Here is a 26,986-nt window from a genome sequence, read left to right as displayed (position 1 = left end):
ACGGTTCACCGGTGGCGGGACATGGGGGTGGATGGTTGCGCCGGGCTGGGCGGCGTCGTGGCGGGTGCCGGCCGGTGGGCCGCACGCGCGGCGTGATTGCGGGCGAGGAGGATGCTGTCTTCGGCGCGGGCGAGGGCATGGGCCGTGTCCCCGAGCTGCGCGGTCGCCTCCGGGTCGGCGCCGGCGGTCTTGAGCAGCTGGGACCAGCCGATGCAGGTGCCGACGACGGCCTCGCGCAGGAGAGGCAGCAGGCCGGCATCGGGTTCGGCGAGCTCGGTCAGGACTGCGGCGACCTCGCCACCGCTGCGAGCGTCGAGGGCCCGTCGGGAGAGCTGGGCGAGGTAGCGCAGGGCGGCTTCGCGGTCGTCGTCGGGCGGGTCGAAGGCGTTCAGCGCCGGGTCGAGGTGGACGCTGTATCCGGCGGCGAGCAGGGTGTGCGAGGCGGCCGTGGCCCTGTGGCTCTCTTCCTTTGCCGGGAGGCCGTGAGGGAGCTGGTGGTACTCGCTCCGGGGACCGGGGGTGTTGAGGAAGCCGTTTCGCTGGAGGATGCCGGCTGCTTCCTGGGTGCCGCCGAGGGCGATGACCAGCTTGGTGTGGGAGTCCTTGGTGATGGTGATGTACTCCCACACCGCGAAGTCGGGCTCGCCTTTCCTCATCGGGTCCTGGTCGCCGAGGCCCGGGCGGCGGCCGGGGCCGGAGGCGTGGTTGCCGGTGTGGTGGCGGGGGTGATCCGGCCCGAGGGATGCTGGATTGCGAGGGCGATGCCATGGGCATTCAGCCGTCGGCCGGTCGCGCGGACGGCGTGGGCCTGGACGGTGGTGTCGTCGCCGTTGAGACGGTAGATGCCGCTCTGCTGGTCCGCCTCGAAGCCGTGGGCGGCCAGTACGTCCTGGGCCATCGTGCCGACGGGGTCGGCGGCAAGGCTGCCGTCGGCCTGCCAGGTCAGCACGACCCGGTCGGGCCCGGATGGCTCGATCGTGGCTGGCGTGTTGTGGCGGACGTGGGCGAGTGCGGTCTCGTAGCGGGCGAGCAGGTCGCCGGCGACCTGCTCGGCCCCCAGGAACGGATCGTCCGCCAGGGCGATGCCGTTGGGTTCGCGCACGTCGCGGTACGCCTCGTCGGGCAGATCGCGCGGTGCGACGGCGGCGATGAGGAAGCCCTCGCGGGCGCCGGGCCGGTCCAGAACGACGAGTTGGGTGCCGTCCGGGCGGGACAGGACCGCCGCCTGCTGCAGCGGCTGCTCGGCCAGGGCGGCGGCGACGAGATCCAAGTCCCAGATCTGGTCCGTCAGTTCGGCCAGGTCGTCCTTGTCGTCGTAGGGGTGGTAGGTGCTGGTCCAGTCGCCGGGGAGTTCGCCGGCGAGGACGTCGGCGTAGGAGGCGAGGCGCGCGGAGGTGTCGTTGTCGTGCATGGTGTCCTTGGGCGAGGTGGGGGTCAGCGGCGCAGTCCGGCGGCGACCGAGGGCGGCGGGGCCGGAAGCGCGCGTGGTGGGGGTGGGCAGGCGCACACGGCGGAGCGCTCGCGTTCGGTGGCGGGGACCTCCCCGGTGCAGGTGCTGCGGCCGGGGTGCGGGGCGTGCCGGTCGGCGAGCGTGTTGCGGGTGTGGGCGAGGTCGGTGCGGATGACGCGCAGGTTCTCGTCGGCGAGGTAGCGCAGCCGCCGTGCGATGTGAGGGTCGGCCGGCTGGCCGAGCCCGTCGTGGAAGTCGGCGGTGGCGGTGAGGACTTCCTCCAGCGCGGCGAAGATGCCGTCGTGGGCGGCGGTCAGCTCGGTCAGTGCGTCGGCCGCCTCGTCGGTGGTGGTGGCGTCGCGGATGCGCTCGGCGAGGTGGGCGACGGAGGAGCCCAGCGGGGGGTATCGCGACGGGCGGTGATCGGTGTCGAAGTCTGCCTCGCAGTCGACGTTGTATCCGGTGGCCCTCAGGCGGGCGACGGCGTCGGTGGCGAGGCGGTTCTCGTCGTCCGGGGCGAGGCCGGTGGGGGCGCGGTGATAGGTCTCGTGGAGGCGGACGACGGCGATGAAGCCCGCGCGCTGCAGGACGCTGTGCGCTTCGAAGTCGCCGCCGCGGGCCAGGAGTTCGTCGGAGTACGGGTCACGGCGGATGTCCAGGAAACGGTCGGTACGGGGCAAATAGACGTTTCTCCTACGGCGATCGGTGGACGGTGTGCCGGGCGGCGGGCGCTACGGCGGCGACCCGGGGCTGGACCATGTGCGCGGCGGCGGTGTCCAGGTCCTGCTGGATGGCGTTCAGGCGGCGGGCGATCAGCTCCAGGTGGTGCGCCGTGCCCGTGCCGGCGGCGCCGGGCTGGCGGGCGATGCGGTGCGCGGTGTGCTCGATGAGTCCGCGGACCGTGGCCAGCGGGCCGGCCTGCTCGTCGGCGAGCTGCGTGAGGATGCGTCCGAGCTGGGCCGATGCCGTGGGCGCCGTACGGATGGCAGGCCGTGAGGTGAGTCCGGTGCGTAGGGGGATCAGGTGGAGGTCCTGCTCGATGCGGCGCGCCTCGTCCGAGAGGCGCAGCAGGACGTCTGTGGGAGGGGCGTGCCACGCACCGTCGAGGTGGATCAGGTTGGCGATCAGGTCGAAGCGGTCGGACTGGGTCTGAATGGCGATCCACCGGCAGCCGTCCTCCTTGCCGGGAATCTCGATGCCGGCGGCCCGTGCGAGCCGGTGGGCGATTTCAGCCCACTCGGGGCCGGTCAGGTCCCGGTCGTCCGGGTGGAGGCGGACGTCGATGTGGAGGATCGGCCGCCGGTCGCCGTCCGGGCTGACGGCGAACGGGTGCTCCAGGTAGGGGTCTTCGAGGTGCTCGGCCCACTGGTCGGACGTCCAGGTGCGGTGCTCGTCGTCCGGGGCGAAGTACTCCAGGCCCGGCCAGTAGGCGACGACCGTGTGCTCCGTCATGCCCTCGCCCGGCAAGACCGGCCGCCCCAGTGCCTCGGCGAGCGGGTCGTGCGGCGTGTGGGCTCGCTCATTGAGGCGGGGGATCACCGGCCGCCCCCGATGTCGGCGATGTGCACGAGCTGGCCCAGAGCGGTGGTGGTGTACCAGCCGCAGTCGATCAGCTCGTCGCGGCCGGCGAACCGCGCAAGGAGAGCGTCCTCCATGGCCCGCAGGTAGATCAAACAGTCGGGGCAGCGGCGCGAGAGGTGCACGAGGTAGCGGGGGTGGGCGGTGACGTAGGACTGGGCTCCGCCGGTCGCATCCCGCAGGCGCCATCCGTCCTCGTCGGTCAGGGCGTGCCAGGACGGGGCGACGACGCGCATCGCATCCCCCCACAGTTCACCGCCGGCCACCCCCTTCAGGACGACGACGGTGTCACCGGCCTGGAAGTGGGCGTGGGTGATATCCCGGTCGGGAGTGAGCGGGTCAGGGGTCGGCGCGAACGCCGAAGTGGGCGGGGGTTGGGACATGCGGTTCCTTCCACGCAAACGCTGGCGGGGTGGGAGGAACAATGGTCCGCACGAACGCCGGTTTGGCTAACCGGCGTTTCCCGGCTATGTTCCCCCGCCGTCAGCGGAACGGGTTCTCCGTCCCGCGGTCCGTCTCGGTGGCTGCGTCGAGGAGTTCAAGCACGTCAGTGCCCTCCGCGTCCCGCTGATCTATCCACCACCCGGCGCGCGTGACGGAGCGGGCCTTCTCCTCCAGCGCCGCCCAGTCCGCCTCGTCCCAACTCCCCTCCACGACCAGCGCGGTGTGCGCGCCCGTCATCAGCTGGTGGCGTGAACGCGCCCCCCAGTCCCGGGCCCTTTCGGTGCCTTCCAACTGCGGCATCTCGAACTGCTTCGCCCACGCGACGGCAGCCTCCTGCTCCGCGGCCCGCTTGGCGGCCAGCCATTCCTCCTTGCCGGCGCCGTCCTCGTCGCGGGCGGCCTTCCAGCAGTCGGTGCAGTCGCGTGCCTCCAGCCAGCGGGCGAATCCCGCGCGCCGGTCGGCGGGACGGTTGGAAAGATCATGCGGGATTTCGTGTCCACAGCTGTGGACGATGTTCCACGTCGTGCGTACTGCCACGTGGTTGTTCCTGCTTTCTGTCTTCTGTGTTGTCTCAGCGTGTCCTGCGGATGGCGTCTGTGGCCGCCGTGGCGATGGCGACGGGAGCGCTGGAGGGCTGGGGCAGGTGCAGCAAGGTGGTGCCCGGCAAGTGGTGGGAGTTCGGGGTGAGGGTGAGTTGGAGTACGGCGCAGCCGGCGGTCGTGAGCTGCTTGATGCGGGTGACGGCTTGAGTGGTTTCGTCGCTGCCGTACCGGGCGTCGGTGACGATCACGAGGAGGCGGCCAGCGCCGGGGCGGCTGAGTTCGAGGCCGTGGTCGAGTGCGTCGATGGCGTCGCCGAGGTTGTGGTGGCCGCCGTTGGCATCGAACGTCGTCACGCGCTCTGGTGCGCGGTGGGTGGGTCGGGTAAGTGCGGTCAGGTGCTTGTCGTAGGCGATGGTGGCGGTACGGGAGTCGGGGTCGGTCAGGGCTGCTGCGCGTGCCACGATCCAGGCAGCGGACGCGACGGGCGCGCAGGCGGCACGCATGGAGCCGGAGACGTCGACGGCGATACCCACACGCAGCGGTGGGGTGGGGGAGTTCCGGCGGTGGGTGTGGGTGAACGGTTGTGCGGTGGGGACCGACCCGGCCGCGCGCTGAGCGTCGCGGGCGAGGGCCGCGCGCATGTTGAGGCGGCCGGGCGGGGTGGGGCTGGTGGTCCGCTCCTCGGTCCGCTCGCGGTAGGCGGCGGCACGCAGGGCGCGGCTCAGGCGGGCGGCGGCGCTCTTCTCAGCGGCGGTAGGCCGGCGGGTGCCGGTGACAGGGTTGCTGTAGGGCGCGGGTGTGCCGTCGGGGTTGACGGTGCCGCCGCCGGGGTTGAAGACGGACCTTGCGGTGGCGGCGGCCTGGCGTCGCCGACTGGCCTGCTGGGCGCGGTCGTTGGCCTGTGCCCTTGAGCGGGTGGCCATGGCGTTGGTCGCTGCGGCTTGTGCCGCGAGGTCGGCGGCGTCGGTGGCTGCCGTGCTGTCCATGACGACCCCCACGGCGCCGGACAACAGATCGGTGAGGTTCTCCGGCACGGGCAGGGCGGGGGCCGCGGTGTCCAGAGCGTCGCACCATTGTTGAGCGTGCGCGAGCATGGTCGTGGCGTCGTGGTCGGCGCACTGGTGGGCTGCGGTCCAGATGCGGGTGAGTGTGGCCAGCAGGTTTGCGCCCAGCACCTTTTCGCACAGATCGGCGACGGCCCGGGTCTCGCCGGCGTCCAGGATGCCGACGTCACGGCGGCCGAGGACCAGGGCCGCCACGGCGGCGGCGTGCTCGATGCCCTGGAGGGTGGGGTGGGCGATGTCGGGCATGACCAGGGTTCGGGCACTGGTGCGCAGGTACGTGCGGTCCGTGGGCCGCGTGATCAGGTGTGCGCCTTCGACACGGCTCTCCTCCAGCAGGAGCGCGGCCTCGACGACACGGGGGTTCGCTCCGGCAGGCGCCGTCCAGATGGAGTGGGCCGCGTGCGCGGCCTCGTGGACGAACACTCCCCAGGCGGCGGGATACCGCTCCTCGTCGCCCACGATCCGCGGATGGATCTCGTGGGGCTTAAGCGGGGCGAACAGGCCGGCGTCGAACTCGACCTCGCCCAGAGTGGGGAAGAACGCGGCCGGTGCGCCGCTGCGTGTGCCGGGGCGGCAGGTGACGAGGAGGTCCTGGCGGCCGGAGAGGGCGACCAGCCGGTCGCCGAGTTCGGCTCCCACGCGCAGCCACAAGTGCGGGGAGGAACGGGGTTGCGCGGGCGGGGCGCCGTCGTCGTCCCATCGCGCGAGGTCGGCGTCGTCGTCCGGCGTGGTGGCGGGGGACTGGACGTGGTGGTGGGCGCTCACCGTGAGCGGCCCCGGTGTGCGGAGCCGGTGCTGCCCGGGGGCTGTCGGACGGCCGAGGCGGAGAGCTGCTTGCCGAGGGTGAGGGGCGCGATCTTCTTGACGCCGGCAGCCTTGATGACGGCGGCGGCGACGGCGTCGCGATCCTCCAGAGGGGCGATGCCGACGAGGTTCGCGAGCGCGGCTTTGGTGCCGAGGACGGCCTCGGTCTTCTGGTAGCTGAGCAGTTCCCGCAGTTGGGGGGCCCAGCCCAGCTCGCCGAGTTCGACTTGGTGGGCGAGGTGTCGGGCGACCCGGACCACCCGGGCATCGATCCTCAAGGCCAGGGCGAGGTCGTAGTCCGTGCCGATCTGGATTTGCACGCTGAACCGGCTCGCGAGCGCCTCGGTCAAAACCGCCCCGTGGACGCCGGGATTGTGGCCCGCCACCACGTAGAAGCCCGGCTCGGCCTTGATGGTCTCGCCCTTGTGGGCCTTGACCTGGATCTGCCTGCGCCCGTCCATTGCGGGGTACAGCGCCGCCAGGACCTTCGGTGAGATCAAGGTGGCATCGTCGATCAGCAGGGCGCGGCCCTCGGTCATCGCGGTGACCAGCGGACCGTACTGGAAGACGTAGCCTCCCGCGTCGTCCTGTGTGTACTCGCCGATCAAGTCGCCGACCGTGGTGTCGCCGTCACCGGCGACGGTGAGCAGGTCCGGGAACGCCGCCTCGACCAGACTCGTCTTGCCGGTGCCCGGAGGGCCGTAGAGCAGCACCGGCACGTCGGCGTCGCGCAAGCGATTCAACGCCTCGACGTCGGGCAGATCGGCCAGCTCCCGGGGGTGGTAGACCTGGCCCCCCGCGCGGCGGATCGGGCCGGTCTGCCTGGGCGTGGCTGCTGCGGGAATGGTCGTGCGGGCCGTGGCCGCCTGGGCGCGGGGAGAGTGGGTGCCCGGTGGGCTGATCACAGCGGTCTGCGCGGCTGCGGCGGTTTTCGCGTTCGCGCGGAACTCCGGTTGTCCCCTTCCGCCTTGGTCGGCCTCGCCGCGTCGCACCAGGGTGAGGGCGGCGTTGCGGACGGCGCCGTGGGAGTGGCCCAGCTGCCTGGCCATGTCCCCGATGGTGAGCGTGTCCGCCGGCCGGTCGGCCAGCAGTCGGGCCACCTTGGCCCGTAGTTCGCCGCCCTTGGTGCGCGCTGGACTGGTAGGCGTTACGGGTGTGGTCAAATCGAGGATCTTTCAACAGGTGCGGGTGCGGGCGGGGTTGGCGATGCGCTGGGGAGGCTGGCCGCTCTCGGAGCGGATCACGGACTGTGCCGACATCGGCGAGCGGGCCAACCGGGGCGTACCGTCGTCGCTCACCGGCCGACCGAGGGCTCGGTCCAGGTGCACGGGATGGCCGGCGCCGAGCAGCTCGCTGGCTGCCGAGCAGGCCCGTGTGTCTGCTCCGTACCGGGTTCCGTCGCTCGGCAGGCGCAGCCCGGCGTCTCTTCGAAGCCGTCCTGGAGCAGGATCCGCCGGGCGGCGGCGTTGTAGCCGGTGGTGGTGATCTCGCCGGTGAGGGTGTGCCGGATCGTCATGAACGGCTCTGCTGGTGCTTCGGGCAAGGCGGATCTCCTATCGGTGGTGGCGGGAAAGCGGTGGGGTGTTGGGCGAAGGCGAGGCGGGCCCGGAGCTTCCAGCACATCCACGGTGCGTGGCTGGACCACGAACGATGGGCAATGACTGCCGACATGCTCCAGGGCGGGCCTCACCGCCCCGCAGCTACCTGACTCGCCTTTCCGCACGTTCCGATAGCCGGGTGTACCAACAACGGCCATAAAATGGATCTCCTCAAAAGGGTTGGAAGTGCCCTAGGTGCTTTTTCGGCGCTCAGCGGTGGCGGGCGGGTGTGCTGGCGCGGGGCGGCGGGGTGGGGGGTGTGGTGTCCACGGCGGGGCGCGGGCGCACGCGCAGCACGGGGGTGCGGTGCGGCGGCAGGACGGCGACGGTCGCGCCGAGGTCCTCGGCCGCCTCCTCGACTTCGCGGGTGAGGAACTCGATCTGCCGGCCCAGCGCGGCGAGGCGGGCGGCGATCTGGCGGCCCTGCACGGTCCCCAGCGCGCCGGCGAACTGACCGCTCATTTCCAGGAGTTCCTGGAGACGGACCATCGGGCCCGCGTCGTAGCCGCGCTGGACGGCGCTGAGGAGCGCGTCGGACGCGTCACCCGCGGTGCGGCCTTCGACGACGTCGCGGATGAGTTCTTGCAGCGACATCTCCGGGGCTGTCGCTGGGCGGTTGAACCGGGAGACGTCTGTGCGCAGTACGCCGGGCGGGACCGGGGCGGGCAGGACCTTTCCTGCCTCGTATTCGTGGGTGTAGTGACCGATCACTTGCCAGCCCGGTGCGTCCGGGTCTCCTCGCAGCGCGACCAGCGTCGAGTCGTCGTCTTCGACCAGGTAGGCGAGGGTGATCGGCTGCCCGTCGGCGGCGTACCAGGACTCGGTCAGTTCCAGCTCGCCTCGCCTCTGAGCGGCCTGGGCCCTCTCGGTCCACACCCGCTGTTCCTCTTCGGTCAGCGGGGCCTTGTGGTGCTGGCCATCACTCTGGTCGGCGAGGTTGCTGGCGATGATGCCGTGATCCGCCCACGCAGCGAGGTGCGGCCACAGGGCCGCGCGCTGTGCGCGTTCGGCCGGGGAGCCGGGGGCGGCCGGACGGTCGAGCGTCCGGCGGATCTCGGTGGCGGAGGCGGCCAGGCCGTCCAGCACGGCCCGCCACCCGGCCAGATGCCGGGCGGGCGGCAGCTCGTCGAGTGCACGGCGGGCGGAGTCGAGCAGGGCGTGGGTGTGCGGGGCGAGATGGGTGGTGTACGCCTCCACCGCCGCCTTGTCGCGGCGGGCGCGAGCGGTTGCCGCGGCGTCTGAGTGGAGGGTGCGGCCGTAGCGGTCGCGTGTCATGTCGAGCGCGGTTTCGGTCTCGTGGTCGATGACCGCTATCCGCAGCCGGAAGTCGCGGGCAGCGTTGGCAAGTTCGGGTACCACCGGCCGAGGGTCGTCGGGAGCCGGGTTGTTTGGGGACGTCATCGGGACCGCCCGCCACTCGGGGCCGTCAGGTGGACGGTCGGTGCGTAGGTGGGCTTCGGCGGGATCGGCCGGGCGGCCGGCGCGGAGGTGGTGGGCGGTGTGGCGCGACGCTGCGTCGTTCGGCCGGCGGCGGCCTGGGCGAGACGGCGGCGGCGTTCTGGGAGTCCGTTCGGCAGGACCGGGAGTGGTGGGCCTGTGGAGAGGGCCGGGTCGAGGCGCATGTCGGCCTGCACCGTGTAGCCGAGGAGGCGAAGATCGTCGACGGCCTGGCGGGTGCGGCGCGAGCCGTCGCGCTCGGGCTCGTTGAGCCGGTACAGCCCGCGTTCACCGGGGATGGGCTCGAACTGCTCGCGCTCCAGGTACCAGTGGGCGATGTGCGCGGGCACGGAGGAGGTGAAGGAGGCGACGACACCGTGTGTGTCGTGGGCGCCGAAGGCGAAGTGGGTGCCGGGTTGCAAGGGGGAGGGGTTCTCCTGACGTTGACGGGGCGGGGGCTGTCAGTGGCTGCGGTGCGCGGGACGGGCCGCACTTAGGGACTGGGCGGGTGAGGCGACGGGGAGGACGGGGCGGCGGTGGGGTGCGCTCACGCGGGCTTGACGCAGGAAGATCTCGCCGTCGGTGAGCCAGGTCTCGATGGCCGGCCACGCGCGGGCATTGCGCTCCTGCGACAGCACAGGACCGCCGTGGACCAACTCGTCGAGCAGGCTCTCGGCATCGCTCACGGCACCGGCCAGGCGGGACAGCGCTGCGGCGTCGTCGGGCCACGGGCTGCTGGCGGGAGCGCACCGGTCGAGCAGCGTCGGGGCGTGGTCGACGAGGGTGAGGAAGCGGCGCCAGGAGTGGTCGAGGAATTCCTCGGTCGCGGCGCCGCGGGCGGCGGCGCTCAGCGGGCTGGCGTCGCTGTGGCGGCCGGAGGCGACCATGGCCTGCCAGGTGTCGTGCTCGGCGCGGATGCCCCCGAGTACGGCGGCGATGGCCGAGGTCCGGCGGGCGTGGACGGCCTGCTCGTAGGAGGGCAGGTACCGGTCGGTGACGGCCTGGGCCGCCCGTCCGGGGAACGGCGGCAGGACGATACTGCGCGGCGCGTGCGGATCGCCGTAGCCCTCTTCGAGCCCTTCCGGGGCGAAGGCGCCGACCAGGTAGCCGAGTTGACGGCCCGGGCGTTCGATGAACAGCAGCATGGTGCCGTGCACCGTGTCGGTGAGCGTGGCGGCGTACGGAATCCGCTCGCTCTGCAGGACGCGGCCGAGTTCGCCGCTGTCCCAGATCCAGGGCACCAAGTCTTCCTGCCAGGCGGGATGGGAGTAGATCTCCACCGACACGTTCCAATGCCCGGGCAGGTGGCGCCCGAGGTCGCGGGCGGCATCGCCGATGAAACGCCGGCTGCTCGTGTGCACGCTGGTGCGGTGCCGTTTCGCGCACGCGACCAGATCGACCACCGTGGACCCGTTGCCGTCCGCGGGCAGGTGCCAGACGCCGTCGGCATCCCGACTGAAGCCGCTCTCCGCGAGGGTGGTGTGCGCCCACGGGTGCTGCTCGCCCGCGGCGAAGGCGACGAGGCCCGACTCCCGGCTGTGCGCCAGGATGATCTGCGCCTCAGCCATCGACCTCGTCCTCACCGCGGCGCATGACCGCGCGCAGGCTGCGGCCGTAGGACCAGGCATGCTCCCGGGCCGCCGCCTCCAACTGGTCGTATCCCGCCTGGGCGGTCATCTGCCCGTCCCACTTGCGGTATCGGTAGACGGGGACCGGCAGGAGGATTCCGGGCGCGAGAGCGGTCACGCCGAGGGCCGCCACGTAGTCCTCGCCCTGGACGAGGCCGCCCATCGGGGCGGCGCGCACGAGGTCGGTGCGGGCGAGGATCGTGGTCGGCCCGATCGGGATGGTGTTCGCCGGGGACTTCCAGTACGTCCACACGTCGCCGGCCTCGTGCAGGCCGGGCGGCGTTGGGCAGCGCCACAGGGTGGTCGATCCGTCCGTGTGCTCGTCCTCGCTCCATCCCGCACACCATCCGACCCCGGTCGATTCCAGGGTGTTCAGTCGTAGGGACATGGCGTTGTCGGTGAACTCGTCATCGTCGTCTGCCCAGTTGGTGTACTGGGTGCGGACGTGGGCGAGGGCGAGGTTGCGGGCGCAGGCGGCGCCGACCGGTCGGGGCAGAGCAAGGGTGCGGATGCGGGGGTCTTGCGCGAGCGGGGTCGGCAGGCGGTCGGGCGAGGCACCGTCGAGCGCGATCACGGCCTCCCAGGGCACGGACTGCCGGGTGAGGCTGGCGTGCATGGCGGTCAGGTAGTCGAGCCGGTCTTCGCGCAGACGGCTGGCGATGACGACGGTGATCAGGGGAGGGGAATGCGGGGGCAGAGAAGGCTCCGGGGGAGACGAGAGGGAAACTAGCGGCGCGTGGCGGGGCGCGGGGTGCCGGCCCGTGCGGGGGATGCGGCGGGAGTGCTCGGGGGCGGCGCGCTGCGCGATGCCCGGAGCACCGGTACGGGGTCGAGGGAGGACCAGGCCGCCGGGTGGTCGTTGAAGGCGGTGCGCGGGTCGACGGCCCAGTCCACGACCGGTCCGATGTACTCGTGGAGGAGACTGATCACCTCGATGCCCTCCTCGTGCAGGACGTACCCCCACTGCATGTCCTGCGTGTCAACGGTCACGTCGGTGAGCGACATGCGCGCCGGCGGGGAGCCGTCCGGGGTGATCAGGTGGTCGAGGGTACGGCTGGGCCAGTGCTCGCCGCCGGTCAGCGCGGCCACGAGCGCGGGCGGGGCGTCGTCGAGGAGATCGGTGCCCAGCTCCTCCCAGCCGACGGTGACATCGTCGATGAGGTGCCGGGACATGGCCTCCACGTCCCGTCGGAACTTGTACTGATAGGCGGCCAGGAGCAGCGGGAGGTGGTGGCTGGGCAGGCCGTCGAGCTGGACGTGGATGCCGCTGTATCCCATGTGGTCGGTGGGGCGGGCGATGAAGGAGCGTGTGGACAGGGAGTTCTCCGGATCGATCAGAGGGCTGGGTCAGCGCGTACGGCTGGCCGAGGGTGTGGCTTTCGGCGGCGCCGGGGAAAGGGCGGCGCTGGTGGTGGGCGCCGAATGGCGCAGGTTCACGCCGATGCCCTTGGCCGTGAGCTGCTGGACCACGCCGTGGACGCGAAGGGCGCGACCGCTTTCCCCGTAGGCGGTGGGCAGGAGGAACGCTGCTTGCTGCGGGTGGTATTGGAAGCCGTGGGCGTACAGCGTCATGCGGGCATCGGCTGGCACGCTCCCGTACGGCGCGCCGAGGACTCCGTCGCCGTACAGGGTCAGGGTGAGGACCTGGTCGACCTGGGGTAGGCGGGCCGGTGCGGGAGGTCGGGCTCGTCGGTCGCGTTGTCGAGTACTGCTTGCAGGGCTTGTTGGTAGCGGGGGAGCACCCGTCGGGCGACTCGTGCCGCCGTACGCGCGGGGTCTTTGGCGACGGCGATGCTGTTGGGCTCCTTGACCGTTGCGGAGCGGTGGGGCTTTATGCGCGGGCCGTCGGGGGCGAGCGCGCCGACGACGAACTGGTGCGGGTAGCGGGGCCGCTCGGCCACGAACAGCCGCTGGCCGGCTGGCCCGTGGAGCACGGCGTTGTGGGTGAGGACGTACTAGCTGACGATGTGCTCGACGTGGCCGGTGTCCCAGAGCTGCTCGGCTCGGGGGAACTGGTCCGCGTACCGCGCGTGGCGCTGGTACTCGCTGGTCCAGGTGCCCGGTAGACGTGCGGCCAGAGCGGCAGCGAAGGCGGACAGGGCGGTGCGGGGCGGGGTCATGTGTGCCTGGAGAGAGGCGCTGGTCGCGCGTCAGCGTGTGTGCCGTGGCTGCGCTGCTGGGAGGGCTCGCGAGGGAAGGGACGGTGGACAGGCCGGGGCGGGCGGGAGCCGCGGTGCCGGCAGGAGCGGGGTCAGTGTCCGCATCCGGTCCTCAGCCAGGTGCAGCACCTCTGCGAGGTTGCGGATCTCGGCGGCGGCGTCGGCGAGGTCGTAGGACAGGTCGAAGCCGTCGTCCTCTTCGGCTTCCTTGGCCTTCTCCCCAGCTGCTTCGAAGAACTCGCCGAGCCGTTCGAGTAGGCCGTTGGTGGGCTCAAGGATCTGGTGCAGCAGGAGGGCGGCTTCCGCATGCGACTCGGCTCCGTTGAGCCGGTCGGTCAGAGCGAGCATCGCGTCCCCGTAGACGTAGGCGGGAGCTCGCTCTGCTTTGTCGAGCAGGTCTGCCGCCTCCGGTGCGTGGTGCGTCGGCGTAGCCGGGCCCGCGTGCGGGTCTGTGGTGGGCGAGCCGGGATGCGGCAGCAGCCCGAGCTGGGCGAGGCGATGGTCGATCGCCTCGATCAGGGGCTGAGCGCTGCCGCCGTGGCGAACTTCGGGCCGCTGGAGTGCACCGGGGTCGTGGGAGGGAGCCGAGTCGTAGACGACCTCGAACAGCGCCTGGTCGTCGGGGTGCTCACGGGTCGCGGTCCAGCCCTCCGGGTCTCCCGGCGGACGGTCGCAGGACGGCTCCTGTGGTGGGCTGATGATCAGGTAGCTGTCGTCGGGGAGTGATACGCGCACGATGTAGGCGCTGAGGCCGAACTCGATGTCGCACTCCAGCCCGCGCTCTCGCAGCGGCGTGGTGATGTGCGCGTGGCGGCGCCACAGCTCCTGCCACCACGAGGTGTCCACGTTGCGATGGTCGGGAGGCGGCGCGAGCGCAGCCGCACGGAGGGCGTCCGGGGTGCTCGCGCCGTCAGAGTCCACGGCTCCTCCTGTGGGAGGCCGGCGTGCGGTGCGGCGGAGGCATCCGGCGATCGGGGGTGGCCTCAGGTTTCGGCACTGGACTGAAATCGAGTTCGTACTCGTCGTAGGCGGCGATCAGGCCGTGTTCCATCTGGGCTTCGCGGTCGGCGACCTGCGCCATGAGGTCGTCGTGCTCGGCCTGGCAGTGCTGGTACTCGGCCCAGTCGGCGTCGCTGAGGTGGGCGGGGCGGTTCAGGGGACTCCTTGTGAAGGGGTGGGAGCGGCCGGTCAGCGGCGGCGACCGGCCGGTTTGGGCGGCGGTGGCACGGGGCGCTCGTGGTGGGAGGGCGCGCGGAAGAAGCGGTGGAAGTCGAGGTGGGTGTCGAGTTCCTTTATCGCTTCGCGCAGGGCCTCTGAGGTGCGCCGCAGGTAGGCGCGGGCGGTGGCGTGGTCGATGACCATGCGGTTCTTCGGGTAGTGCTGGGCGGTTGGGCTGGAGGAGCGCGGCAGGCCGAGGGCGGTCTCGGCGGTGTCCGCGAAGTGCGATGTCGCGTGGGCCGACATGGTGCTGGCCGTCGCGAGGTGGGCCAGGGTGGCGCGGCCTGCGCGGTTCGTACTGTGAGGGCTCGCGGCGAACTCGGCAGTGAGCCGGAGAACGTCGCGGGAGAGGTCCTGCGCACCGGTGGCGTGCTGGAACAGCTCGGCGAAGGAGGGCTCGTCCGGCACGTGGCCTCTCTCGTCCAGCAGCTTCCACTGCTCGGAGTTGTCGGAGAACTTGGCCATCATCGCCTTGAGCGCGCCGATCAGGCGGAGGGTGTCGTCGCGCGGTATCAGTTCGCGCTGGATTTCGGGTTTCATGAGCCTCTTGCGGTTGCCTGTAGGGCCGTCAGCGCGGTCGGGTCCGTCCGAGCTGGAGAGCCGGGTTCTGCAGGGTGGAGGGCCGGGATGACTAGCGCCTCCGTTTTGGTGATGGTGCGGGAGGTGGCACCCGTGGAGAGGCCGCTGGGTGGTGTGGCGCAGACTCCGGGCAGGTCCCGTAGCCGCAGCCTGGGAGAGCCTGGCCCTCTTCGGTGAACTGCATGTCGACGAACGCGGTGTGGGTGCGGCCGTCGGAGCTGAGGTGTGTGGATAGCCAGCGCTTGAAGAAACCTTCGGTTTCCAGCCGTTGGCCATCCGGTGCGGTGAGCGTCGTGTAGCAGACGAGCACCCAGTCGCCTTCGGCGGGTTCCTGCTGCGGCGGGTAGCCGCCGTATGCGCGGTAGGCGGTGATGAGCTGTTCGAAGGCGGCGATGTCGTCTGCGGTGAGTGTGCTGTGAGGGAGGAAGGAGAGGGTCATGGATGGTGTGTGCGGGGCCTGTCGGTGAGGGCGACGCTGCTGTCGTCCGGCCGGCGGGAGTCGTCTTTGCTGCTGGGGCGTTCGGGTTCACCGGTCAGGGCTTGGAGTAGCTCGTCGGGAGCATCGTCGAGGACGTCGCAACGGAGCTGGGACCGGGCGTAGTTGCGACGAGGTGCCCGGAACCGCTGGCGGCACTGGGCAGCGTCAGAAGAGGACGGCCTGATCCACCTGGTCTTCGCTCCAGCCGAAGGCGACGCGCTCCAGGTCTTCGAGACAGAGGATGTCCCTGTGGGCGCGGTAGGCGTCGAGGACTTCGTCGGAGTAGTCCTGGACTTCGTCGTCGGCCCGGTCGACGCGTGCTCGGTTCTTCCTCGACAGCCGCCGCCATTGGACCATGTCGGAGTCGGTGGAGCGGCCCATCCATACCCAGATTCCGTTGCCCAGCTTCATGACGGACCGGGGGTGGAAGAAGCGGCCGGTGCTTTGCCAGCGGCGTGGGTTGTGTTCCTCCCCCCACCCGGTGACGGCGCTCTGAGCGAGCTTGGACAGGGCAGCGACCATGAGGTCGGGGGCGAGATCCTCGCGCGCGAGATGTTCGAGGACCGCCTCGATGAGGTCGTTTTTGCGGAACCGGCCGTCGGCGTCGGTGAGGGCGACGGCGCACTGCTCGACGATGTGCCGCAGGCGTATGTCAGCGGGGGTGGTCACGGCAGATCGCGCTCCTGCCAGACCTGGTCCATCTCCGCCAGCGCGGTCATGGCATGGGCGATGGTCTCGCGGGTGACGGGCGCCCCGCTGGCGTATGCGGGGTCGTACCGGCTGAACGTTCTCGTTCCTCGGGTCTGGGCGAGCGGCGGGACGACTTCGTCGAGCAGGCGGGTGGCGACCCGGCGCTGGCGCTTGTCCTCCTCGACGCGCTCGGTGCGCTCCGCCCGCGCGCCGGCCAGGGTCAGCTCGCCCTGGACGACCCGGTCGGCGAGTTCGGGGTCTTCTTCGCGCAGGCGGGCGAGCTGCACCTCTGCGGAGTTGGCCTTGGCCTTGTTCTCCCGGGCGACGGAGTATGCCTCGTCCAGGCCCATGGCGCCGGTGATGACCGGGTCCACGAGGTCGGGTGCGTGCTGCAAGACGACGCTTGCCCGCCCGATCACGGCCCGGGCGACCCCAAGTTGTTCCCCGAGGTCGCGGACCGTCTGTCCCTTTTCGGGACGCGGGCTCGGTTCCGAGTCGGGACGGACTTCTTGTCCCGAAACGGAACGGGCCTTCACGGTGATCATCGCGGCCTGTCCCTTGGTCAGGCTGCGGCGCTGGAGGTTGACCGACAGGATGTAGATGTCCGGGGTGTCGCCGTCGTAGGTGACGAAGTCCGGTTCGGTGCCGGTGCGTTCGCAGGCGGCGAGGCGTGCGCGGCCGTCGAGGAGGCGTCCTTCGGGGTCGAGGACGATGGGCTGCAAAAGCCCGTTCAGCTGGATGTCGTTGGCGAGGGCATTGAGGTCGTCCTCGTCCATGGCGGGGAAGAGCTGGATGGTCGGATGGAACTGGATGGAGGGCTCCTCACGAGTGGCTCGTGGCGGGTGGTTGGCCGTGGGAAGGTGTGTGTGCCGTGGTCGTGGGCCTGGCGCTTTTCAGTGCATGCGGGCGTCGGTGTCGAAGAGCGACAGCTCATGCGGATGAAGGAGGTGCTGGACGATGAAAGATCGTCCGGCGACCCGCCAGAGCCCCCGCCCGCGGTTGAGGTGGGAGATCGCTTCGCTCTCCACCGAGGTCAGGCCCAGCAGGACTGCTGCGGCGTGGAGTTGGTCGCTCTCCTGGCGGTAGATGATGCGGGTGGAGCAGTCGGCGAGCAGTCCTTCGGCCAGGGCGCGCCCTTGGGATCCGGCGTCGCCGGCGGTGAGCAGGTCGGACAGCCGGTGGATCACCATGAGGTTGGCGATGCCCAGGCCGCGGCTCAGTTTCCACTGGGACTGCATGCGCTGCAGCAGCCCGGGGTGGCGCATCAGCCGCCAGGCTTCGTCGTAGACGATCCAGCGTCTGCCGCCGTTCGGGTCGGTGAGCGCGGATTCCATCCACGCGGATGCGCAGGTCATGGCGAGGACGAGGGCGGTGTCGTCGCCGGAGCCGCCCAGGCGGGACAGGTCGATGGTCAGCATCGGCGAGGTGGGATCGAAGGCCACCGTGCTGGGGGCGTCGAACATGCCGGCGAGGTCGCCGTGGACCAGGCGGCGCATGGCGTGGGCGAGGTCGCGGGAGGCGTCGCCGAGGCGGCCGGACATCAGGCCGGCGGCCCGGTCGAGTTCGTCGGGGTTGTTGAGGGTGGCGGCGATGTCGCCGAGCAGCGGGGTGCGTCCGGTGGCGGCGGCGCGGGTGACGACGGCGTCCAGGGCGACGTCGAGGCCGGTGTGTTCCATCGGCAGCAGGTCCCGCCCGAGCACGGTGCGGGCCAGAGAGCCGAGCAGCAGCAGACGGCGCTTGCGGATCTCGCCCGCCCAGTCCGTCTCGGAGACGCTGGTGGGCCGCGGCGCCGCGTCCAGCGGGTTCAGCTTCCCGGGCAGGCCCGGCCCGAGGGCGATCGAGGTGCCGCCCAGCGCCTGTGCCACGGGCGTCCATTCACCCTTCGGGTCGCACGGGACGTAGACCCGGTAGCCGAAGGCGATCGAGCGCAGCGCGAAGGACTTCGCCAGGGCGCTCTTGCCCTGCCCGATCACACCTGCGAGCAGCACGTTCGGGTTGGTGAAGCCTTCGATCTTGCCGTACAGCGCGAATGGGTCGAAGCAGAAGGAGGCTTCGGCGTGGACGTCGCTGCCGATGTAGATGCCCTCGGCGCCGAGGCCGCCTTCGGCAAGGAATGGGTACGCCCCGGAAGCGGTGGCGGTGGTGATGCGGTGGGCGGGGAGCTTGAGCCTGTTGTTTCGGGCCGATGCCGGGCCGGGCCGCCCGGCTGGCGGGAAGAGCGGCGGCGGCATCTCCTGTTCCTCCACGCTGGCGCCGCCGGGGTGGGCGGCTGCTTCGGCGCGGGCTTTCGCGGCGGCCTCGGCGAGCTGCCGGCGGGCGGCTCTGCGGGAGGCGCGGTCGGTGCCGTGCGGGGTGAACAGGGGAGAGGCCGAGGCGCGGCGGGCGCGGCGCGCGGGCCGGTGGCTCATGACGGGGCGGCTTTCACGAAGGCGGCGGTCTGGACGCGGTGCGGGGGTCAGACGACCGGTGAGGCGGTGAACAGAATCGGGCTCCGGTAGCTCTTGCCGTCGCCGGACCAGTCCAGCTGGATGTAGCCGTCGGCGAGGTAGCGGCTGCCGGAGCCCGCCCTGTGCTTCAGGGTGCCGGTCGAGTAGGAGCCGTTGCCTCGGCTGTTGCTGTGTTCGAGTGCGTACTCAAGCCCGGTGTGGGCGGACGACTTCACGACCGGGTCTGTGCCGCGGACGCTCTTTTTGGTCTGGAGCTGGAACTTGGCCTTGTCGAAGGTCCAGGTGCCGCGTTGGCGGGACGCGTAGGGGCCGTCCCAGTACACGGTGGCGTTGGTGTAGATGTAGCCGCCGGACCTCATGGCGCAGACCGTCACGTCAAGATCCCAGTTGTCGGTCTCAGGACCGTTGTACGAGGCGTCGTCGGCGGTGTGGCTGCTGGTCTTGCACTGGTAGCCGGCGGCGGTGGCCGGGGTGGCGGTGGCCAGGGCGGTGGTGCCGGCGAGCGCGGCGAGTATGGCGGCGGTGGTGGTGGAACGCTTCAGCTTGCGCATGTGGGGGCCTTTCGGGGGAGGGCGGTTACTGGCTGCGGGTGGTGTGGCCGTGCAGTGGGGTGTTGAGGTCGCTGGGGGTGGTCTTGCGCCGTACGGCGTGGCCGGCGGCGAGGTGGCGCTGGCAGATGGTCAGGACGGGCGGTCCTTCGGGGAGGCGCTCGGGATGGCATTCCGTGTTCGCCGAGGGCTCGTCCGCGACGGGCAGGAGGTGGAAGGCGTCGTGCACGGCGGCGGCGGACTGCCACAGCCGGGTGTGCGCGGTGGCGAGGTGGCGGCCGGCGGCGGGGTGCGGGGGCCGGGTATATGCGGCGAGCCGGTCGAGCAGCTGGTGCAGTGCGGTCAGATGGGCGTGCAATGCGTCGAGGTGCACGCGATCCGCGGGTGCAGCGGTGTGTTGGGTGCGTGGGGTGAGAGTGCGGGCGTGGTGGCGGATGCCGGCGCTGGCGGCCCGCAGGTACGGGTACGCGTCACCGACGGGGAGGGCAGAGGTCAAAGGGTGAAGGGTTCCTTCCTGCCGTGGTGGCAGGACGTCGGCGGATTCCGGAGGGCGGGGATTACAGGGCTGTGCGGGCGAGGGGGAGGGCGCCGAGCGTGAACGCGGCGGGCTGCTGGAAGTTCAGGCGGCGCAGGTCGATCTGGGCGGTGACGGCGGCGGTCTCGATCTGCGCGCACGCGGCGTCCAGCGCTGCGTCGGTCTCGGCGGATACGGTCAGAAGGCCGGTCAGTGCGACGTCGGCGTGCCCGGCGATGAGCTGGCGTTCGCGGGCCTTGACGTCGGCGTATTCGATCGAGTCGGCTTCGGAGTCGACCTGCCCGCGGCGGGCGCGTTCGTTGGCGTCGGCGATGATCGCCGCCTTCTTGCGCTGCACGTCGCGCAGCGCGGATTCGAGTCCCTGCGGCACGTAGATAAGGGAGAGGGTGCGGCGGACACCGGCGGTGAACATCAGCCCGTGCAGGAAGCCCGCTGAGGTTTCGGTGCGGGGCCAGTCCTCGACCCAGTAGGTGGCGTGCCGGGCGGAGTCAGTGGCGAGCCGGTCGTACTCCTCGACCTGGACTACCGGGCCGGCGGCGGCCGGGTCGGCCTCGGCCCGCCCGGACTCCGACCACTGCTGCAGCGCGGACAGCGCCGCCGGGTCGTAGGCGGTGCGGATGACGGCGGCGATCTCCCGCGCGGTGAGCCAGCCGGTCACCGTCAGCCCGGCGCTGCGTGCGGCCTGGGCGACGGACGCGGTGGTCTGTTGCATGACGGTGAAGGCGCCGGGCAGGCCGCCGCCGGCCTGGCTGATGAGGCGCTTGGCGGCCTTGAGGTCGAGGGAGATCGCCAGGTAGGTCTCGTGCGGGGCGGCGGCCGGTCCTGCGGAGGCGACGAGTTCGCTGTAGACCTGCCCGGCGACCGGAGCCTCGGGGTGGCCCTGCTGACTCCAGTGGCGGGCGAGGGTGTCGCCGCTGTCGGGCACGGTGCGTTCCAGGACCTGCACTGTGGCGACGTGCCCGGTGCGGGCGATACCCGCCAGGGCCCGCCCCCACCCGGCCACGTTGTGGTTCTGGGCCGCCGGGTCGAGGAGAGCGAAGGCCCTGCTGGAGACGCGGGCGACGGCGGTCAGGGTCTGCTGGTGGGGGTCGTGGACGGCGGCGGCGCCGTTGGCGGAGTCGCCGGGGGTGACCACCTTGAGGGAGGCGGCGGTGCCGGGCAGGTGGAGGATGCCGTCCTGCCGGGGCCGGGTGACGGGCCGGGCGAGCCAGAGAGTCTGGCCACTGCGGCGGCGGTGTGCGTAGCGGGTGACGATGGGCGCCCAGTCGATGAGGGAGCGGCCGTGGCGGCGGATCGCGACGAGCGCACCGGAGGCTGCCCACAGCGGGGCCAGGACGATGGTGCCGAGCAGTCCGGTGGAGACCACCGTCATCAGCAGCAGCGCCAGCGTGCACGACACGAGGACGAGTTGGGGTAGGGAGAGGCCGAGGAGGATGCCGCGGCGGGACCGGTGTGGGAACTTCACCGTGAGGGGGGCGACGGAGAGATCAGTCAAAGGGGCGAGTCCTGGAGGCGCGGGTGGAACCCGGGGGCGGGAGGCGGTGCGCACACCCGCCCCCGGGAGTCGGGCAGCGGGTCAGAGGCCGGCCGGAGGCGGCGGCGGTGAGGCCGCCCCGCTGGAGGTGGCGGTCTGTGAGCCGGGGGCCGGGGGTGCGCCTTGCGGCGGCGGGGTGGTGCTCGGGGCTGCGGACTGCCATCCGCCGCCCTGGCCGGAGGCGGCGTTCGCTCCGGATCCGGCCGGCGCCGGGCTGCCGCCCGTCTGGCCGCTGGTGTCGTCGGACACGCTCGTCGGTGGGGGCTGGACGGCATTGCCGCCGGGCGGGACGCCCGTTCCGCCGCTGTGCGAACCTTCCTTGCCCTCTGCGCCTGCGCCGGTCGGGTGGGCGGCGATATCGCCGGGGAAACCGCCTCCGCCGGCGGCGTCGGGCCCCTGCGGTGCGGCGCCCGCTGCGGCGGCAGCGCCACCGGTTCCGGCGGTGGCCACAGCTGCGGCGGCCTTGCGGGCGCCCTTCTCGGCGTGCGCTTTGGCGATCTGGGCGCCGGCGCCACCGGCCCGGTGGATGGACTCGCCGTCCGAGCCTTCAGCGGCCCAGTGCACGAACTTGAATGTGGCGTACGGGCACATCAACACCAAGGCCATGATGGCGATGCCGGCCATGACGTCGGCCAGAGCGCCGATGCCGTCCTTGGCCTCGGTTTTACCCATGGCGGCGATACCGAGTACGAAGATCACGGTCATCAGCAGTTTGGAGACGACGAGGGTCGCGGTGGCTTCGATCCAGCCCCTGCGCCAGCGCCTGGCGACCTCCCAGCCGCCGCCGGCGGACGCGAAGATCGCCAGGGTGACCATGACGAGGATGCCGACCTTGCGGACCATCATCACGCACCAGTAGAGGAACGCGCCGATGGCGGCGCCGAGACCGGCGACGACCGCGACGAGCCAGCCCAGCCCGGACAGGCCCGGGATCTGGTTGACCTTCACGATGCGGCGCACGGCCGACTCGATGTTCAGGTGCGCTGTCTTGAACAGGCCGGCGGACAGGGCGTCGACCACTTCGACGGCGACGGTGGTCAGGGAGATGGCGCAGAAGGCGAACAGGACGCCCGACATGGTGCCGGTGAAAGCCTGTGTGAGGGCTTGTCCGTCGCGTCTGACGGCGGCCCGGACCAGTTGCGCGCAGAACGTGGCGACCAGCAGGACCAGGCCCAGTGGCAGCAGCATCTCGTAGTTGTCGCGGAACCACCCGGCGTTCAGGTCGACCTTGGTGGTGGTGTTGACCGCGTCAGCGGCCAGGTCGGCTGCGGCGGCGGCCAGTTCACCGGCGGACTTCGCCATCCAGTCGCCGATGGCCTTGCCGGGATCCGAGGCGAACGCCACCGCGTCACCGACCGCGCACAGCTTGTCGGCCAGGGGGAAGTCACAGAAACCCACGGGGAGCTAATCCTCCTTTCTTGTCTCAGGCGCGGGTCACTGCGTGACGCTCGGGGCGATGGCGGCAAGGCGGCAGTCGTGGTTCGGGCGGCACTGGACGGCGAGGGTCACGGCCCGTTCCTCGGCTCCGCCGCCGCCCTTCTTCCAGGCGATCTGCTGCTTGCCGTTGACGGTGACGACGTAGATGTACGCCTCGGTGATCGCGGACGGGTCGTCGGCGAGGGCCTGCTTGAACGCGGAGGGGTAGTGGCCCTCGGTGACGTGGGCGGTGGCGTGCTGGTCCTGGTCGGTCATCCGCGACCACAGCACCGGATCGGGAACCTGGCCGGAGACCGAGGTCCAGTCGGTGTACTTGGGCTCCGTGGTCATCCAGGCGCGCATGCCGGCGAGTTGCTGGTCGCGGCTGGTGTCGCGGGTGTCGTAGGACCACAGCATCCGGGCCGCGGCCTTGGCGTAGGCGACCGGCTCGGCGATCTGCGCAGGCTTGGGCACCGACCCGGATCCGGAGGAAGGCATCGGGGCGGCCTCGGAGGAGGACGGGCTGTCAGCCGGGGCAGGCCGGGCGGTGTCCGGGGCCAGGTGGCCGCTGCTGTTGCCGGTCAGCAAGGCGACGGCCCCGGCGATGGCGAGCAGGACGGCGACGGCGCAGGCGACGATCGCGATGCGCCGGTTGGCCGACCAGCCCGCGCCGTACGAGGACAGCGAGCGGGAGGGGAACGGGTTCCGCATCAGTGGACCTGCGACCCGAGAGCGGAAAAGAAGGCGACTATGCCATTGGCGGCGCCGAGGCCCAGGGCGGCACCTGCGGCGACGGTCGCACCCTTTTTGCCGTTTGCCTCGGCCTGGTGACCACCGGTGTGGTGACCCCAGGCCCAGACGACCAGACTCACGGCGAGGGCACCGACGACGGCGATGATCCCGTACAGGTTGATCGAGTTGACGACGTTCTTCAGGACGCTCAGTCCGGGCAGTCCGCCGCCCTTGGGTTGGATTCCTGGGTCATAGGCGAGCTGCATGAGGCGGTCTGCGAGAGGGACGGACATAGGTGTGGTGGGGCTCCTTGCATACGCCGGGCCAGGCGAGGGCCAGCGGGAAGGGGGGAAGCGGAGGGGAGGTGCGCTCGGGACGCGGAAGTGGCCGCGGCGGCGTCCCGCCCGGAGCGGTGCCGGGCGGGGGCGGCGTCAGAGGACGCGGCGGGCGGCGAGAATCGTCCAGTCCTTGAGCGGGGTGATCCGGACGGGCTTGGTGGTGCGGGGCGCCTCGATCACGAGGCCCTCGCCGATGTACATGCCGACGTGCTCGGGCCGGGCGGCGGTGCCACGGCTGAAGATCAGGTCACCGGGCTTCAGGGCCTTGGGTGAGACGGCCTTGCCCTCGCCCACCTGCGTGTACGTGGTGCGGGTGAGCGTGACGCCGGCGTGCGCGTACGCCTGCTGCATCAGCGAGCTGCAGTCGCAGCGGTCCATGGGGTCGGGGCCGTGGGCGTTGGTGCAGGATCCGCCCCACTGGTAGAGCGTGCCGAGCTGGTGCATCGCCCACTCGATGGCCTTGCGCGCCTTCGGGCCGGAGTCCTTGGGGATCGTGTATCCCTTCGGGACGCTGCCCTCGGGGATCCGTCCGAAGGACGTGCCGTCTTTGCCCGGAGCGCACCCGCCGGCATTGGAGTCGGTGTCCTCGTCTTTGGCCGTGTCCTTGGCGGGCTTGTCCTTGTCGGCGTTCGGGAACGTGGCAGCGATGGCCTTCTGCAGCGCGGTGGCGAGGTCCTCCCACTGCGCGTAGGCGTGGGGGTAGCCGGATTTCTGGACGGCCTGGGCTGCTTGGACGACCTTCATCTGCTGCCAGCCGTCGACCTTCAGCAGGGCCTTGTAGAACCGCTCGCTGGCGTAGACCGGATCGCGGATCTGCTGCGCGGTTCCCCACCCTTGGCTGGGGCGCTGCTGGAACAAGCCGAGGCTGTCCCTGTCCCCGGAGTTGAGGTTGCGCAGCCGCGACTCCTGCATCGCGGTGGCAATCGCGATGATCTGCCCCTTCTTGGGTACATCAAGGCTGATGCCGGTGGCCACGATGGTCTGCGCGTTGGGGATCTGCTCGGCAGGAAGGTCCAGGCCCTGGATGTGGACGTCCTTGCCGGACGCACCGTCGAGGAGCTTGGTGACTTCCTTGGTCACCTTGCCGGTGTCGATGCCGGTCAGGCATCCGCTGAAGGATGCGGTGGTCGTGGCTTCGCTGGAGGACGCCATCATCATGGCGGTGCCCGCGAGCAGGAGAGGAGAGAGGACGACGACGCCGATGGTGGCGGCGAGCCACTTCAACCGGAGCGGACCGCTCGGGGTTCAGCGTTGTCGGGCAGGGGTGGGTGTCGAGACGTCATGGACGTGTCCTTCGGGGTGCGGTGTCCGGCTTGCCGCGTGCGCGAGGCGTGGTGGAAGGGCGCGGCGGCCGGGGTGGGCGATCGGGGCGGGCCGGTGCGGGCGAGTTGCCGCTCGCTCCGCGTGGCCGGACCGCTAGGTGTGCCGGGGCAAGGGGTACCTCCGTGAGGTGAGGCGGGGAAGTGGCCAGCGGCGGTGTGCGCCGGGCGGTTCAAAAACAGTAGACGTGGATCGGCGGTTGACCAAAAAGTCGGCGTGAGGTGCCGGAATCCGGCACCTCGGCAACGCACTTCTTGGTCGTCGGCGCTTTTGCCTCTACAGTTTTTGGACTCCCCCCTCGCCCTCCTCGGTCTGCGGCCCTGGGCTTCTGCATGCCCAATTCCGGCCCGTGAGGACTCCGTTGCGAGGCGGTGAGTTCACTCCGCGCTTCCGCACCCGAATTGGGGTTCCTCTTTGCCTTTTTCCCTGCACCAGGGCGACGCCCTCAGCGTTCTTTCCGGCCTTCCGGACGACTGCGTCGACTCCGTCATCACCGATCCGCCGTACAACAGCGGGGGCCGGACCGCGAAGGAGCGCACCACCCGCTCCGCGAAGCAGAAGTACACCTCCGCCGACGCCAAGAACGATCTCGCCGACTTCACCGGCGAGAACATGGACCAGAGGTCTTACGGGTTCTGGCTGACGCAGATCATGACCGAAGCCCACCGCCTCACCAAGACCGGCGGCACGGCGTTGCTGTTCACCGACTGGCGTCAGCTTCCCGTCACGACGGATGCGATCCAGGCGGCCGGGTGGCTGTGGCGTGGGGTGCTGGCCTGGCACAAGCCGCAGGCCAGGCCGCAGAAGGGCCGGTTCACCCAGAACTGTGAATTCATCGTCTGGGCCTCGAAGGGGGCGATCGACGGCTCCCGTAACCCGGTCTATCTGCCCGGCTTGTACTCGGCGTCGCAGCCCTCGGGGGCGAAGCGCCAGCACATCACGCAAAAGCCCGTCGAGGTGATGCGCGAGCTGGTCAAGATCAGCCCCGAGGGCGGCACGGTGCTCGATTTCTGTGCCGGCTCCGGATCCACGGGCGTCGCCGCCCTGCTGGAAGGGCGGGACTTCATCGGCGTGGAGAAGACCGAGCACTATGCGTCGATTGCGGCCGACCGGCTCACCGAGACGATTCGCGAGACGCTCACGCAAGACGGCGTGATTCTCACCGCCTGAGCCGCGAGCCCGCTACCCGTCAAGACGGCCGGCGCCCCTGGGCGGCAATCCGGCGGCGCGGATATCTATCTCGCTGCCCGGTCCGCTCGTCGCGCATTCCGTCCTTCTCTCAGAGCACGTCCTGTAGGAGGCCGAACTCTTTCATGCCCGAATCCATAAACCCCTCTGACGATGGGGAGTTGGAGCCGGTTCGTATTCCGGATCCGCAGCTGGAGGGAATCGAGGCGAGCGTCCGACGGCTCATGGAGCAGTCGGCGCAACAGGCGCAGCAACTCGACCACCTCGCCTCCGCCCCGGCACCGGGTGGATCGCCGTTCGCCGCGTTCGGCATGCCGGGGCTCGGCGGGCCGCCCGCCGCTGCTCCGCCGGAACCCCGCCCGATCCTGGAACTTGACGGGGAGGAGCGGGAGGACGAACTCGACGCCCTGTCGGACTGGGTCGACGACTTCCTCCTCCCGGTCTACGGGGCGGAAGTCACCACCGCGGCGCCCTGGTGCCTCAAGTGGCAGGAGCACGACGATGTCGTGGCCTGGCTCCACGCCCTGTGGCTCGCTTATCAGCAGCACAAGGACCCCGAAGCCGGATTGAGCGGCTTGTTCGTGTGGCACCGGGACTTCCTCACCCATGCCGTTGCGGCGATCCGCGCATCGGGCGGGCCGCTGTCGGCCTGTATGACCTCTCCCGACCGGCCCGCGCACCGCCTTCTGCCCGGCCCGCCGCCGTCCGCGCGCACGGAGACGGCGTCCACGGCGGAGAGCGCCGGGACCGCCGAGCCCGACGAGCCGACGTCATGACCGTGGGAGCGGGACAGCCCGCCTTCGGACTGAGCTTCGACCCCCGGGCCCTGACGGATCTCCTCCAGGCCCCCGGCGATATCCGCGACCTTACCCTCGCCTACCTGCAGGAAGTCGTGAACGCGCAGCGCTTCGGGCTACGCCTCGACGGTGACCTGGCGGGCTATCGCAAGCTGTTCATCGACGCGCGCAAGGACTGGCGCGTCGTCTACGGCGTCCGCCCGGCGCCTGCGGAGTCCGCGCATCCGAAGGAGATTCACGTCGTCGCGGTCCGGCCGCGTGCGGGCAATGACGTCTACGACGAGGTCGGCCGCCGCCTGGGGATGACCCGCCGACCGCTGAGTGCCCGCACCCACGCGGCCCGCTCCCGCTCCCCGCAGCTGACCGCCCGCACTCCCGCGCCCCGGCCCGGTCCGCCGCCCACCGCGCTGCCGGGTCTGCCCCGTCCCGCGCAGAACCCCGCGCACCATCACACCCGCTGAA

The 26,986-nt window shown here is 71.1% G+C and carries 35 protein-coding genes; 3 read left to right on the top strand and 32 right to left on the bottom strand.

Annotation, left to right across the window (positions count from 1 at the left end):
- Positions 1–5: 5 nt before the first annotated feature.
- The 32 genes from AQJ67_RS10425 to AQJ67_RS10295 all read right to left on the bottom strand — a co-directional run bounded on the left by AQJ67_RS10425 (position 6) and on the right by AQJ67_RS10295 (position 24,443).
- Positions 6–656: a hypothetical protein gene (locus AQJ67_RS10425; RefSeq protein WP_062717803.1), complete on the bottom strand. Its 651-nt coding sequence runs from the start codon at positions 654–656 to the stop codon at positions 6–8.
- The gene (locus tag AQJ67_RS10420; RefSeq protein WP_062718528.1) at positions 653–1,411 is read right to left on the bottom strand and encodes a hypothetical protein; all 759 of its coding nucleotides are present in this window, start codon (positions 1,409–1,411) and stop codon (positions 653–655) included. The genes AQJ67_RS10425 and AQJ67_RS10420 overlap by 4 nt, the downstream gene beginning before the upstream one ends.
- Before the next feature lie 23 nt (positions 1,412–1,434).
- The gene (locus tag AQJ67_RS10415; protein WP_062717802.1) at positions 1,435–2,130 is read right to left on the bottom strand and encodes a hypothetical protein; all 696 of its coding nucleotides are present in this window, start codon (positions 2,128–2,130) and stop codon (positions 1,435–1,437) included.
- 13 nt (positions 2,131–2,143) lie between these two features.
- Positions 2,144–2,989, bottom strand: coding sequence for a hypothetical protein (locus AQJ67_RS10410; RefSeq protein WP_062717801.1), 846 nt, complete (start codon positions 2,987–2,989; stop codon positions 2,144–2,146).
- The gene (locus AQJ67_RS10405) at positions 2,986–3,411 is read right to left on the bottom strand and encodes a hypothetical protein (protein ID WP_062717800.1); all 426 of its coding nucleotides are present in this window, start codon (positions 3,409–3,411) and stop codon (positions 2,986–2,988) included. Before AQJ67_RS10405 ends, AQJ67_RS10410 begins: the two co-directional genes overlap by 4 nt.
- A 100-nt stretch (positions 3,412–3,511) precedes the next feature.
- Positions 3,512–4,009, bottom strand: a complete 498-nt coding sequence (locus AQJ67_RS10400; protein WP_208614938.1) for a hypothetical protein — start codon at positions 4,007–4,009, stop codon at positions 3,512–3,514.
- 34 nt (positions 4,010–4,043) lie between these two features.
- Positions 4,044–5,843, bottom strand: coding sequence for a vWA domain-containing protein (locus AQJ67_RS10395; protein WP_062717799.1), 1,800 nt, complete (start codon positions 5,841–5,843; stop codon positions 4,044–4,046).
- The gene (locus tag AQJ67_RS10390; protein WP_062717798.1) at positions 5,840–6,982 is read right to left on the bottom strand and encodes an AAA family ATPase; all 1,143 of its coding nucleotides are present in this window, start codon (positions 6,980–6,982) and stop codon (positions 5,840–5,842) included. The genes AQJ67_RS10395 and AQJ67_RS10390 overlap by 4 nt, the downstream gene beginning before the upstream one ends.
- A gap of 75 nt (positions 6,983–7,057) precedes the next feature.
- A complete protein-coding gene (locus AQJ67_RS50165) occupies positions 7,058–7,180 on the bottom strand; it encodes a hypothetical protein (RefSeq protein WP_279616881.1) in 123 nt (40 codons plus the stop codon).
- A complete protein-coding gene (locus AQJ67_RS10385) occupies positions 7,177–7,398 on the bottom strand; it encodes a hypothetical protein (protein WP_062717797.1) in 222 nt (73 codons plus the stop codon). Before AQJ67_RS10385 ends, AQJ67_RS50165 begins: the two co-directional genes overlap by 4 nt.
- A gap of 292 nt (positions 7,399–7,690) precedes the next feature.
- Complete coding sequence (locus AQJ67_RS10380) at positions 7,691–8,881, bottom strand: hypothetical protein (protein WP_107122837.1); 1,191 nt, start codon at positions 8,879–8,881, stop codon at positions 7,691–7,693.
- Complete coding sequence (locus AQJ67_RS10375) at positions 8,878–9,339, bottom strand: hypothetical protein (protein ID WP_062717796.1); 462 nt, start codon at positions 9,337–9,339, stop codon at positions 8,878–8,880. The genes AQJ67_RS10380 and AQJ67_RS10375 overlap by 4 nt, the downstream gene beginning before the upstream one ends.
- Before the next feature lie 39 nt (positions 9,340–9,378).
- A complete protein-coding gene (locus AQJ67_RS10370; RefSeq protein ID WP_062717795.1) occupies positions 9,379–10,485 on the bottom strand; it encodes a hypothetical protein in 1,107 nt (368 codons plus the stop codon).
- Positions 10,478–11,221, bottom strand: coding sequence for a glycosyltransferase family 2 protein (locus tag AQJ67_RS10365; protein WP_079055918.1), 744 nt, complete (start codon positions 11,219–11,221; stop codon positions 10,478–10,480). Before AQJ67_RS10365 ends, AQJ67_RS10370 begins: the two co-directional genes overlap by 8 nt.
- Positions 11,222–11,271: 50 nt before the next feature.
- Positions 11,272–11,787, bottom strand: a complete 516-nt coding sequence (locus tag AQJ67_RS10360) for a hypothetical protein (RefSeq protein ID WP_079055917.1) — start codon at positions 11,785–11,787, stop codon at positions 11,272–11,274.
- Between the two features lie 105 nt (positions 11,788–11,892).
- Positions 11,893–12,117 carry a hypothetical protein gene (locus AQJ67_RS49165; protein ID WP_244190419.1) on the bottom strand — a complete coding sequence of 75 codons (225 nt, stop codon included), beginning with the start codon at positions 12,115–12,117 and terminating at the stop codon, positions 11,893–11,895.
- A gap of 59 nt (positions 12,118–12,176) precedes the next feature.
- Positions 12,177–12,479: a hypothetical protein gene (locus AQJ67_RS49160; RefSeq protein ID WP_244190418.1), complete on the bottom strand. Its 303-nt coding sequence runs from the start codon at positions 12,477–12,479 to the stop codon at positions 12,177–12,179.
- A 21-nt stretch (positions 12,480–12,500) separates the two neighbouring features.
- On the bottom strand, positions 12,501–12,665 hold the full coding sequence (locus tag AQJ67_RS49155; RefSeq protein WP_244190417.1) for a hypothetical protein: 165 nt from the start codon (positions 12,663–12,665) through the stop codon (positions 12,501–12,503).
- A 30-nt stretch (positions 12,666–12,695) separates the two neighbouring features.
- A complete protein-coding gene (locus AQJ67_RS10350) occupies positions 12,696–13,625 on the bottom strand; it encodes a hypothetical protein (protein ID WP_062717792.1) in 930 nt (309 codons plus the stop codon).
- A complete protein-coding gene (locus AQJ67_RS47550) occupies positions 13,615–13,785 on the bottom strand; it encodes a hypothetical protein (protein ID WP_159058744.1) in 171 nt (56 codons plus the stop codon). Before AQJ67_RS47550 ends, AQJ67_RS10350 begins: the two co-directional genes overlap by 11 nt.
- Before the next feature lie 107 nt (positions 13,786–13,892).
- Positions 13,893–14,462, bottom strand: a complete 570-nt coding sequence (locus AQJ67_RS10345; protein ID WP_079055868.1) for a hypothetical protein — start codon at positions 14,460–14,462, stop codon at positions 13,893–13,895.
- 91 nt (positions 14,463–14,553) lie between these two features.
- Entirely contained in the window at positions 14,554–14,940 is a 387-nt protein-coding gene (locus AQJ67_RS47545; RefSeq protein WP_159058743.1) for a hypothetical protein, read from the bottom strand.
- Positions 14,941–15,144: 204 nt separating this feature from the next.
- Complete coding sequence (locus tag AQJ67_RS47540; protein WP_062717791.1) at positions 15,145–15,648, bottom strand: hypothetical protein; 504 nt, start codon at positions 15,646–15,648, stop codon at positions 15,145–15,147.
- Positions 15,645–16,445 carry a ParB/RepB/Spo0J family partition protein gene (locus AQJ67_RS10335; RefSeq protein ID WP_062717790.1) on the bottom strand — a complete coding sequence of 267 codons (801 nt, stop codon included), beginning with the start codon at positions 16,443–16,445 and terminating at the stop codon, positions 15,645–15,647. The genes AQJ67_RS47540 and AQJ67_RS10335 overlap by 4 nt, the downstream gene beginning before the upstream one ends.
- A gap of 117 nt (positions 16,446–16,562) precedes the next feature.
- Positions 16,563–18,077, bottom strand: a complete 1,515-nt coding sequence (locus AQJ67_RS10330) for a VirB4 family type IV secretion system protein (RefSeq protein ID WP_062717789.1) — start codon at positions 18,075–18,077, stop codon at positions 16,563–16,565.
- A 47-nt stretch (positions 18,078–18,124) separates the two neighbouring features.
- A complete protein-coding gene (locus AQJ67_RS10325; protein ID WP_062717788.1) occupies positions 18,125–18,667 on the bottom strand; it encodes a hypothetical protein in 543 nt (180 codons plus the stop codon).
- Positions 18,668–18,692: 25 nt separating this feature from the next.
- Complete coding sequence (locus AQJ67_RS10320) at positions 18,693–19,160, bottom strand: DUF6238 family protein (protein WP_062717787.1); 468 nt, start codon at positions 19,158–19,160, stop codon at positions 18,693–18,695.
- A 61-nt stretch (positions 19,161–19,221) separates the two neighbouring features.
- Positions 19,222–20,694, bottom strand: a complete 1,473-nt coding sequence (locus AQJ67_RS10315; protein ID WP_062717786.1) for an SCO6880 family protein — start codon at positions 20,692–20,694, stop codon at positions 19,222–19,224.
- An 81-nt stretch (positions 20,695–20,775) separates the two neighbouring features.
- Complete coding sequence (locus AQJ67_RS10310) at positions 20,776–22,131, bottom strand: SCO6881 family protein (RefSeq protein WP_062717785.1); 1,356 nt, start codon at positions 22,129–22,131, stop codon at positions 20,776–20,778.
- 36 nt (positions 22,132–22,167) lie between these two features.
- Positions 22,168–22,860, bottom strand: coding sequence for a hypothetical protein (locus AQJ67_RS10305; protein WP_062717784.1), 693 nt, complete (start codon positions 22,858–22,860; stop codon positions 22,168–22,170).
- Entirely contained in the window at positions 22,860–23,174 is a 315-nt protein-coding gene (locus AQJ67_RS10300; protein WP_062717783.1) for a DUF6112 family protein, read from the bottom strand. The genes AQJ67_RS10305 and AQJ67_RS10300 overlap by 1 nt, the downstream gene beginning before the upstream one ends.
- A 138-nt stretch (positions 23,175–23,312) precedes the next feature.
- A complete protein-coding gene (locus tag AQJ67_RS10295) occupies positions 23,313–24,443 on the bottom strand; it encodes a C40 family peptidase (RefSeq protein ID WP_062717782.1) in 1,131 nt (376 codons plus the stop codon).
- A gap of 510 nt (positions 24,444–24,953) precedes the next feature.
- Here AQJ67_RS10295 and AQJ67_RS10290 point away from each other — a divergent pair.
- The 3 genes from AQJ67_RS10290 (at position 24,954) to AQJ67_RS10280 (ending at position 26,985) form a co-directional block, all read left to right on the top strand.
- Positions 24,954–25,709, top strand: coding sequence for a DNA-methyltransferase (locus tag AQJ67_RS10290; RefSeq protein ID WP_062717781.1), 756 nt, complete (start codon positions 24,954–24,956; stop codon positions 25,707–25,709).
- A 242-nt stretch (positions 25,710–25,951) separates the two neighbouring features.
- Complete coding sequence (locus AQJ67_RS10285; protein WP_062718520.1) at positions 25,952–26,503, top strand: DUF4913 domain-containing protein; 552 nt, start codon at positions 25,952–25,954, stop codon at positions 26,501–26,503.
- Entirely contained in the window at positions 26,500–26,985 is a 486-nt protein-coding gene (locus AQJ67_RS10280) for a hypothetical protein (RefSeq protein ID WP_062717780.1), read from the top strand. The genes AQJ67_RS10285 and AQJ67_RS10280 overlap by 4 nt, the downstream gene beginning before the upstream one ends.
- Position 26,986: the final 1 nt, after the last annotated feature.

Source organism: Streptomyces caeruleatus, from assembly GCF_001514235.1.
Classification (GTDB): Bacteria; Actinomycetota; Actinomycetes; order Streptomycetales; family Streptomycetaceae; genus Streptomyces; species Streptomyces caeruleatus.
Note: the sequence above shows the minus strand (reverse complement) of the source record. Positions and strands in the feature narration are given on the sequence as shown.

Bases quoted from the DNA above. Each gene is read 5' to 3' on its own strand.
- AQJ67_RS49165 (WP_244190419.1), bottom strand. From the start codon at position 12,117: ATGACGCTGTACGCCCACGGCTTCCAATACCACCCGCAGCAAGCAGCG.
- AQJ67_RS49155 (WP_244190417.1), bottom strand. From the start codon at position 12,665: ATGACCCCGCCCCGCACCGCCCTGTCCGCCTTCGCTGCCGCTCTGGCC.
- AQJ67_RS10280 (WP_062717780.1), top strand. From the start codon at position 26,500: ATGACCGTGGGAGCGGGACAGCCCGCCTTCGGACTGAGCTTCGACCCC.
- AQJ67_RS10300 (WP_062717783.1), bottom strand. From the start codon at position 23,174: ATGTCCGTCCCTCTCGCAGACCGCCTCATGCAGCTCGCCTATGACCCA.
- AQJ67_RS47550 (WP_159058744.1), bottom strand. From the start codon at position 13,785: ATGGCGCAGGTCGCCGACCGCGAAGCCCAGATGGAACACGGCCTGATC.
- AQJ67_RS10420 (WP_062718528.1), bottom strand. From the start codon at position 1,411: ATGCACGACAACGACACCTCCGCGCGCCTCGCCTCCTACGCCGACGTC.
- AQJ67_RS47545 (WP_159058743.1), bottom strand. From the start codon at position 14,940: ATGACCCTCTCCTTCCTCCCTCACAGCACACTCACCGCAGACGACATC.
- AQJ67_RS10305 (WP_062717784.1), bottom strand. From the start codon at position 22,860: ATGCGGAACCCGTTCCCCTCCCGCTCGCTGTCCTCGTACGGCGCGGGC.
- AQJ67_RS10285 (WP_062718520.1), top strand. From the start codon at position 25,952: ATGGAGCAGTCGGCGCAACAGGCGCAGCAACTCGACCACCTCGCCTCC.
- AQJ67_RS10335 (WP_062717790.1), bottom strand. From the start codon at position 16,445: ATGGACGAGGACGACCTCAATGCCCTCGCCAACGACATCCAGCTGAAC.
- AQJ67_RS10345 (WP_079055868.1), bottom strand. From the start codon at position 14,462: ATGAAACCCGAAATCCAGCGCGAACTGATACCGCGCGACGACACCCTC.
- AQJ67_RS10405 (WP_062717800.1), bottom strand. From the start codon at position 3,411: ATGTCCCAACCCCCGCCCACTTCGGCGTTCGCGCCGACCCCTGACCCG.
- AQJ67_RS10380 (WP_107122837.1), bottom strand. From the start codon at position 8,881: ATGACGTCCCCAAACAACCCGGCTCCCGACGACCCTCGGCCGGTGGTA.
- AQJ67_RS10370 (WP_062717795.1), bottom strand. From the start codon at position 10,485: ATGGCTGAGGCGCAGATCATCCTGGCGCACAGCCGGGAGTCGGGCCTC.
- AQJ67_RS10385 (WP_062717797.1), bottom strand. From the start codon at position 7,398: ATGACGATCCGGCACACCCTCACCGGCGAGATCACCACCACCGGCTAC.
- AQJ67_RS10325 (WP_062717788.1), bottom strand. From the start codon at position 18,667: ATGCGCAAGCTGAAGCGTTCCACCACCACCGCCGCCATACTCGCCGCG.
- AQJ67_RS10425 (WP_062717803.1), bottom strand. From the start codon at position 656: ATGAGGAAAGGCGAGCCCGACTTCGCGGTGTGGGAGTACATCACCATC.
- AQJ67_RS10330 (WP_062717789.1), bottom strand. From the start codon at position 18,077: ATGAGCCACCGGCCCGCGCGCCGCGCCCGCCGCGCCTCGGCCTCTCCC.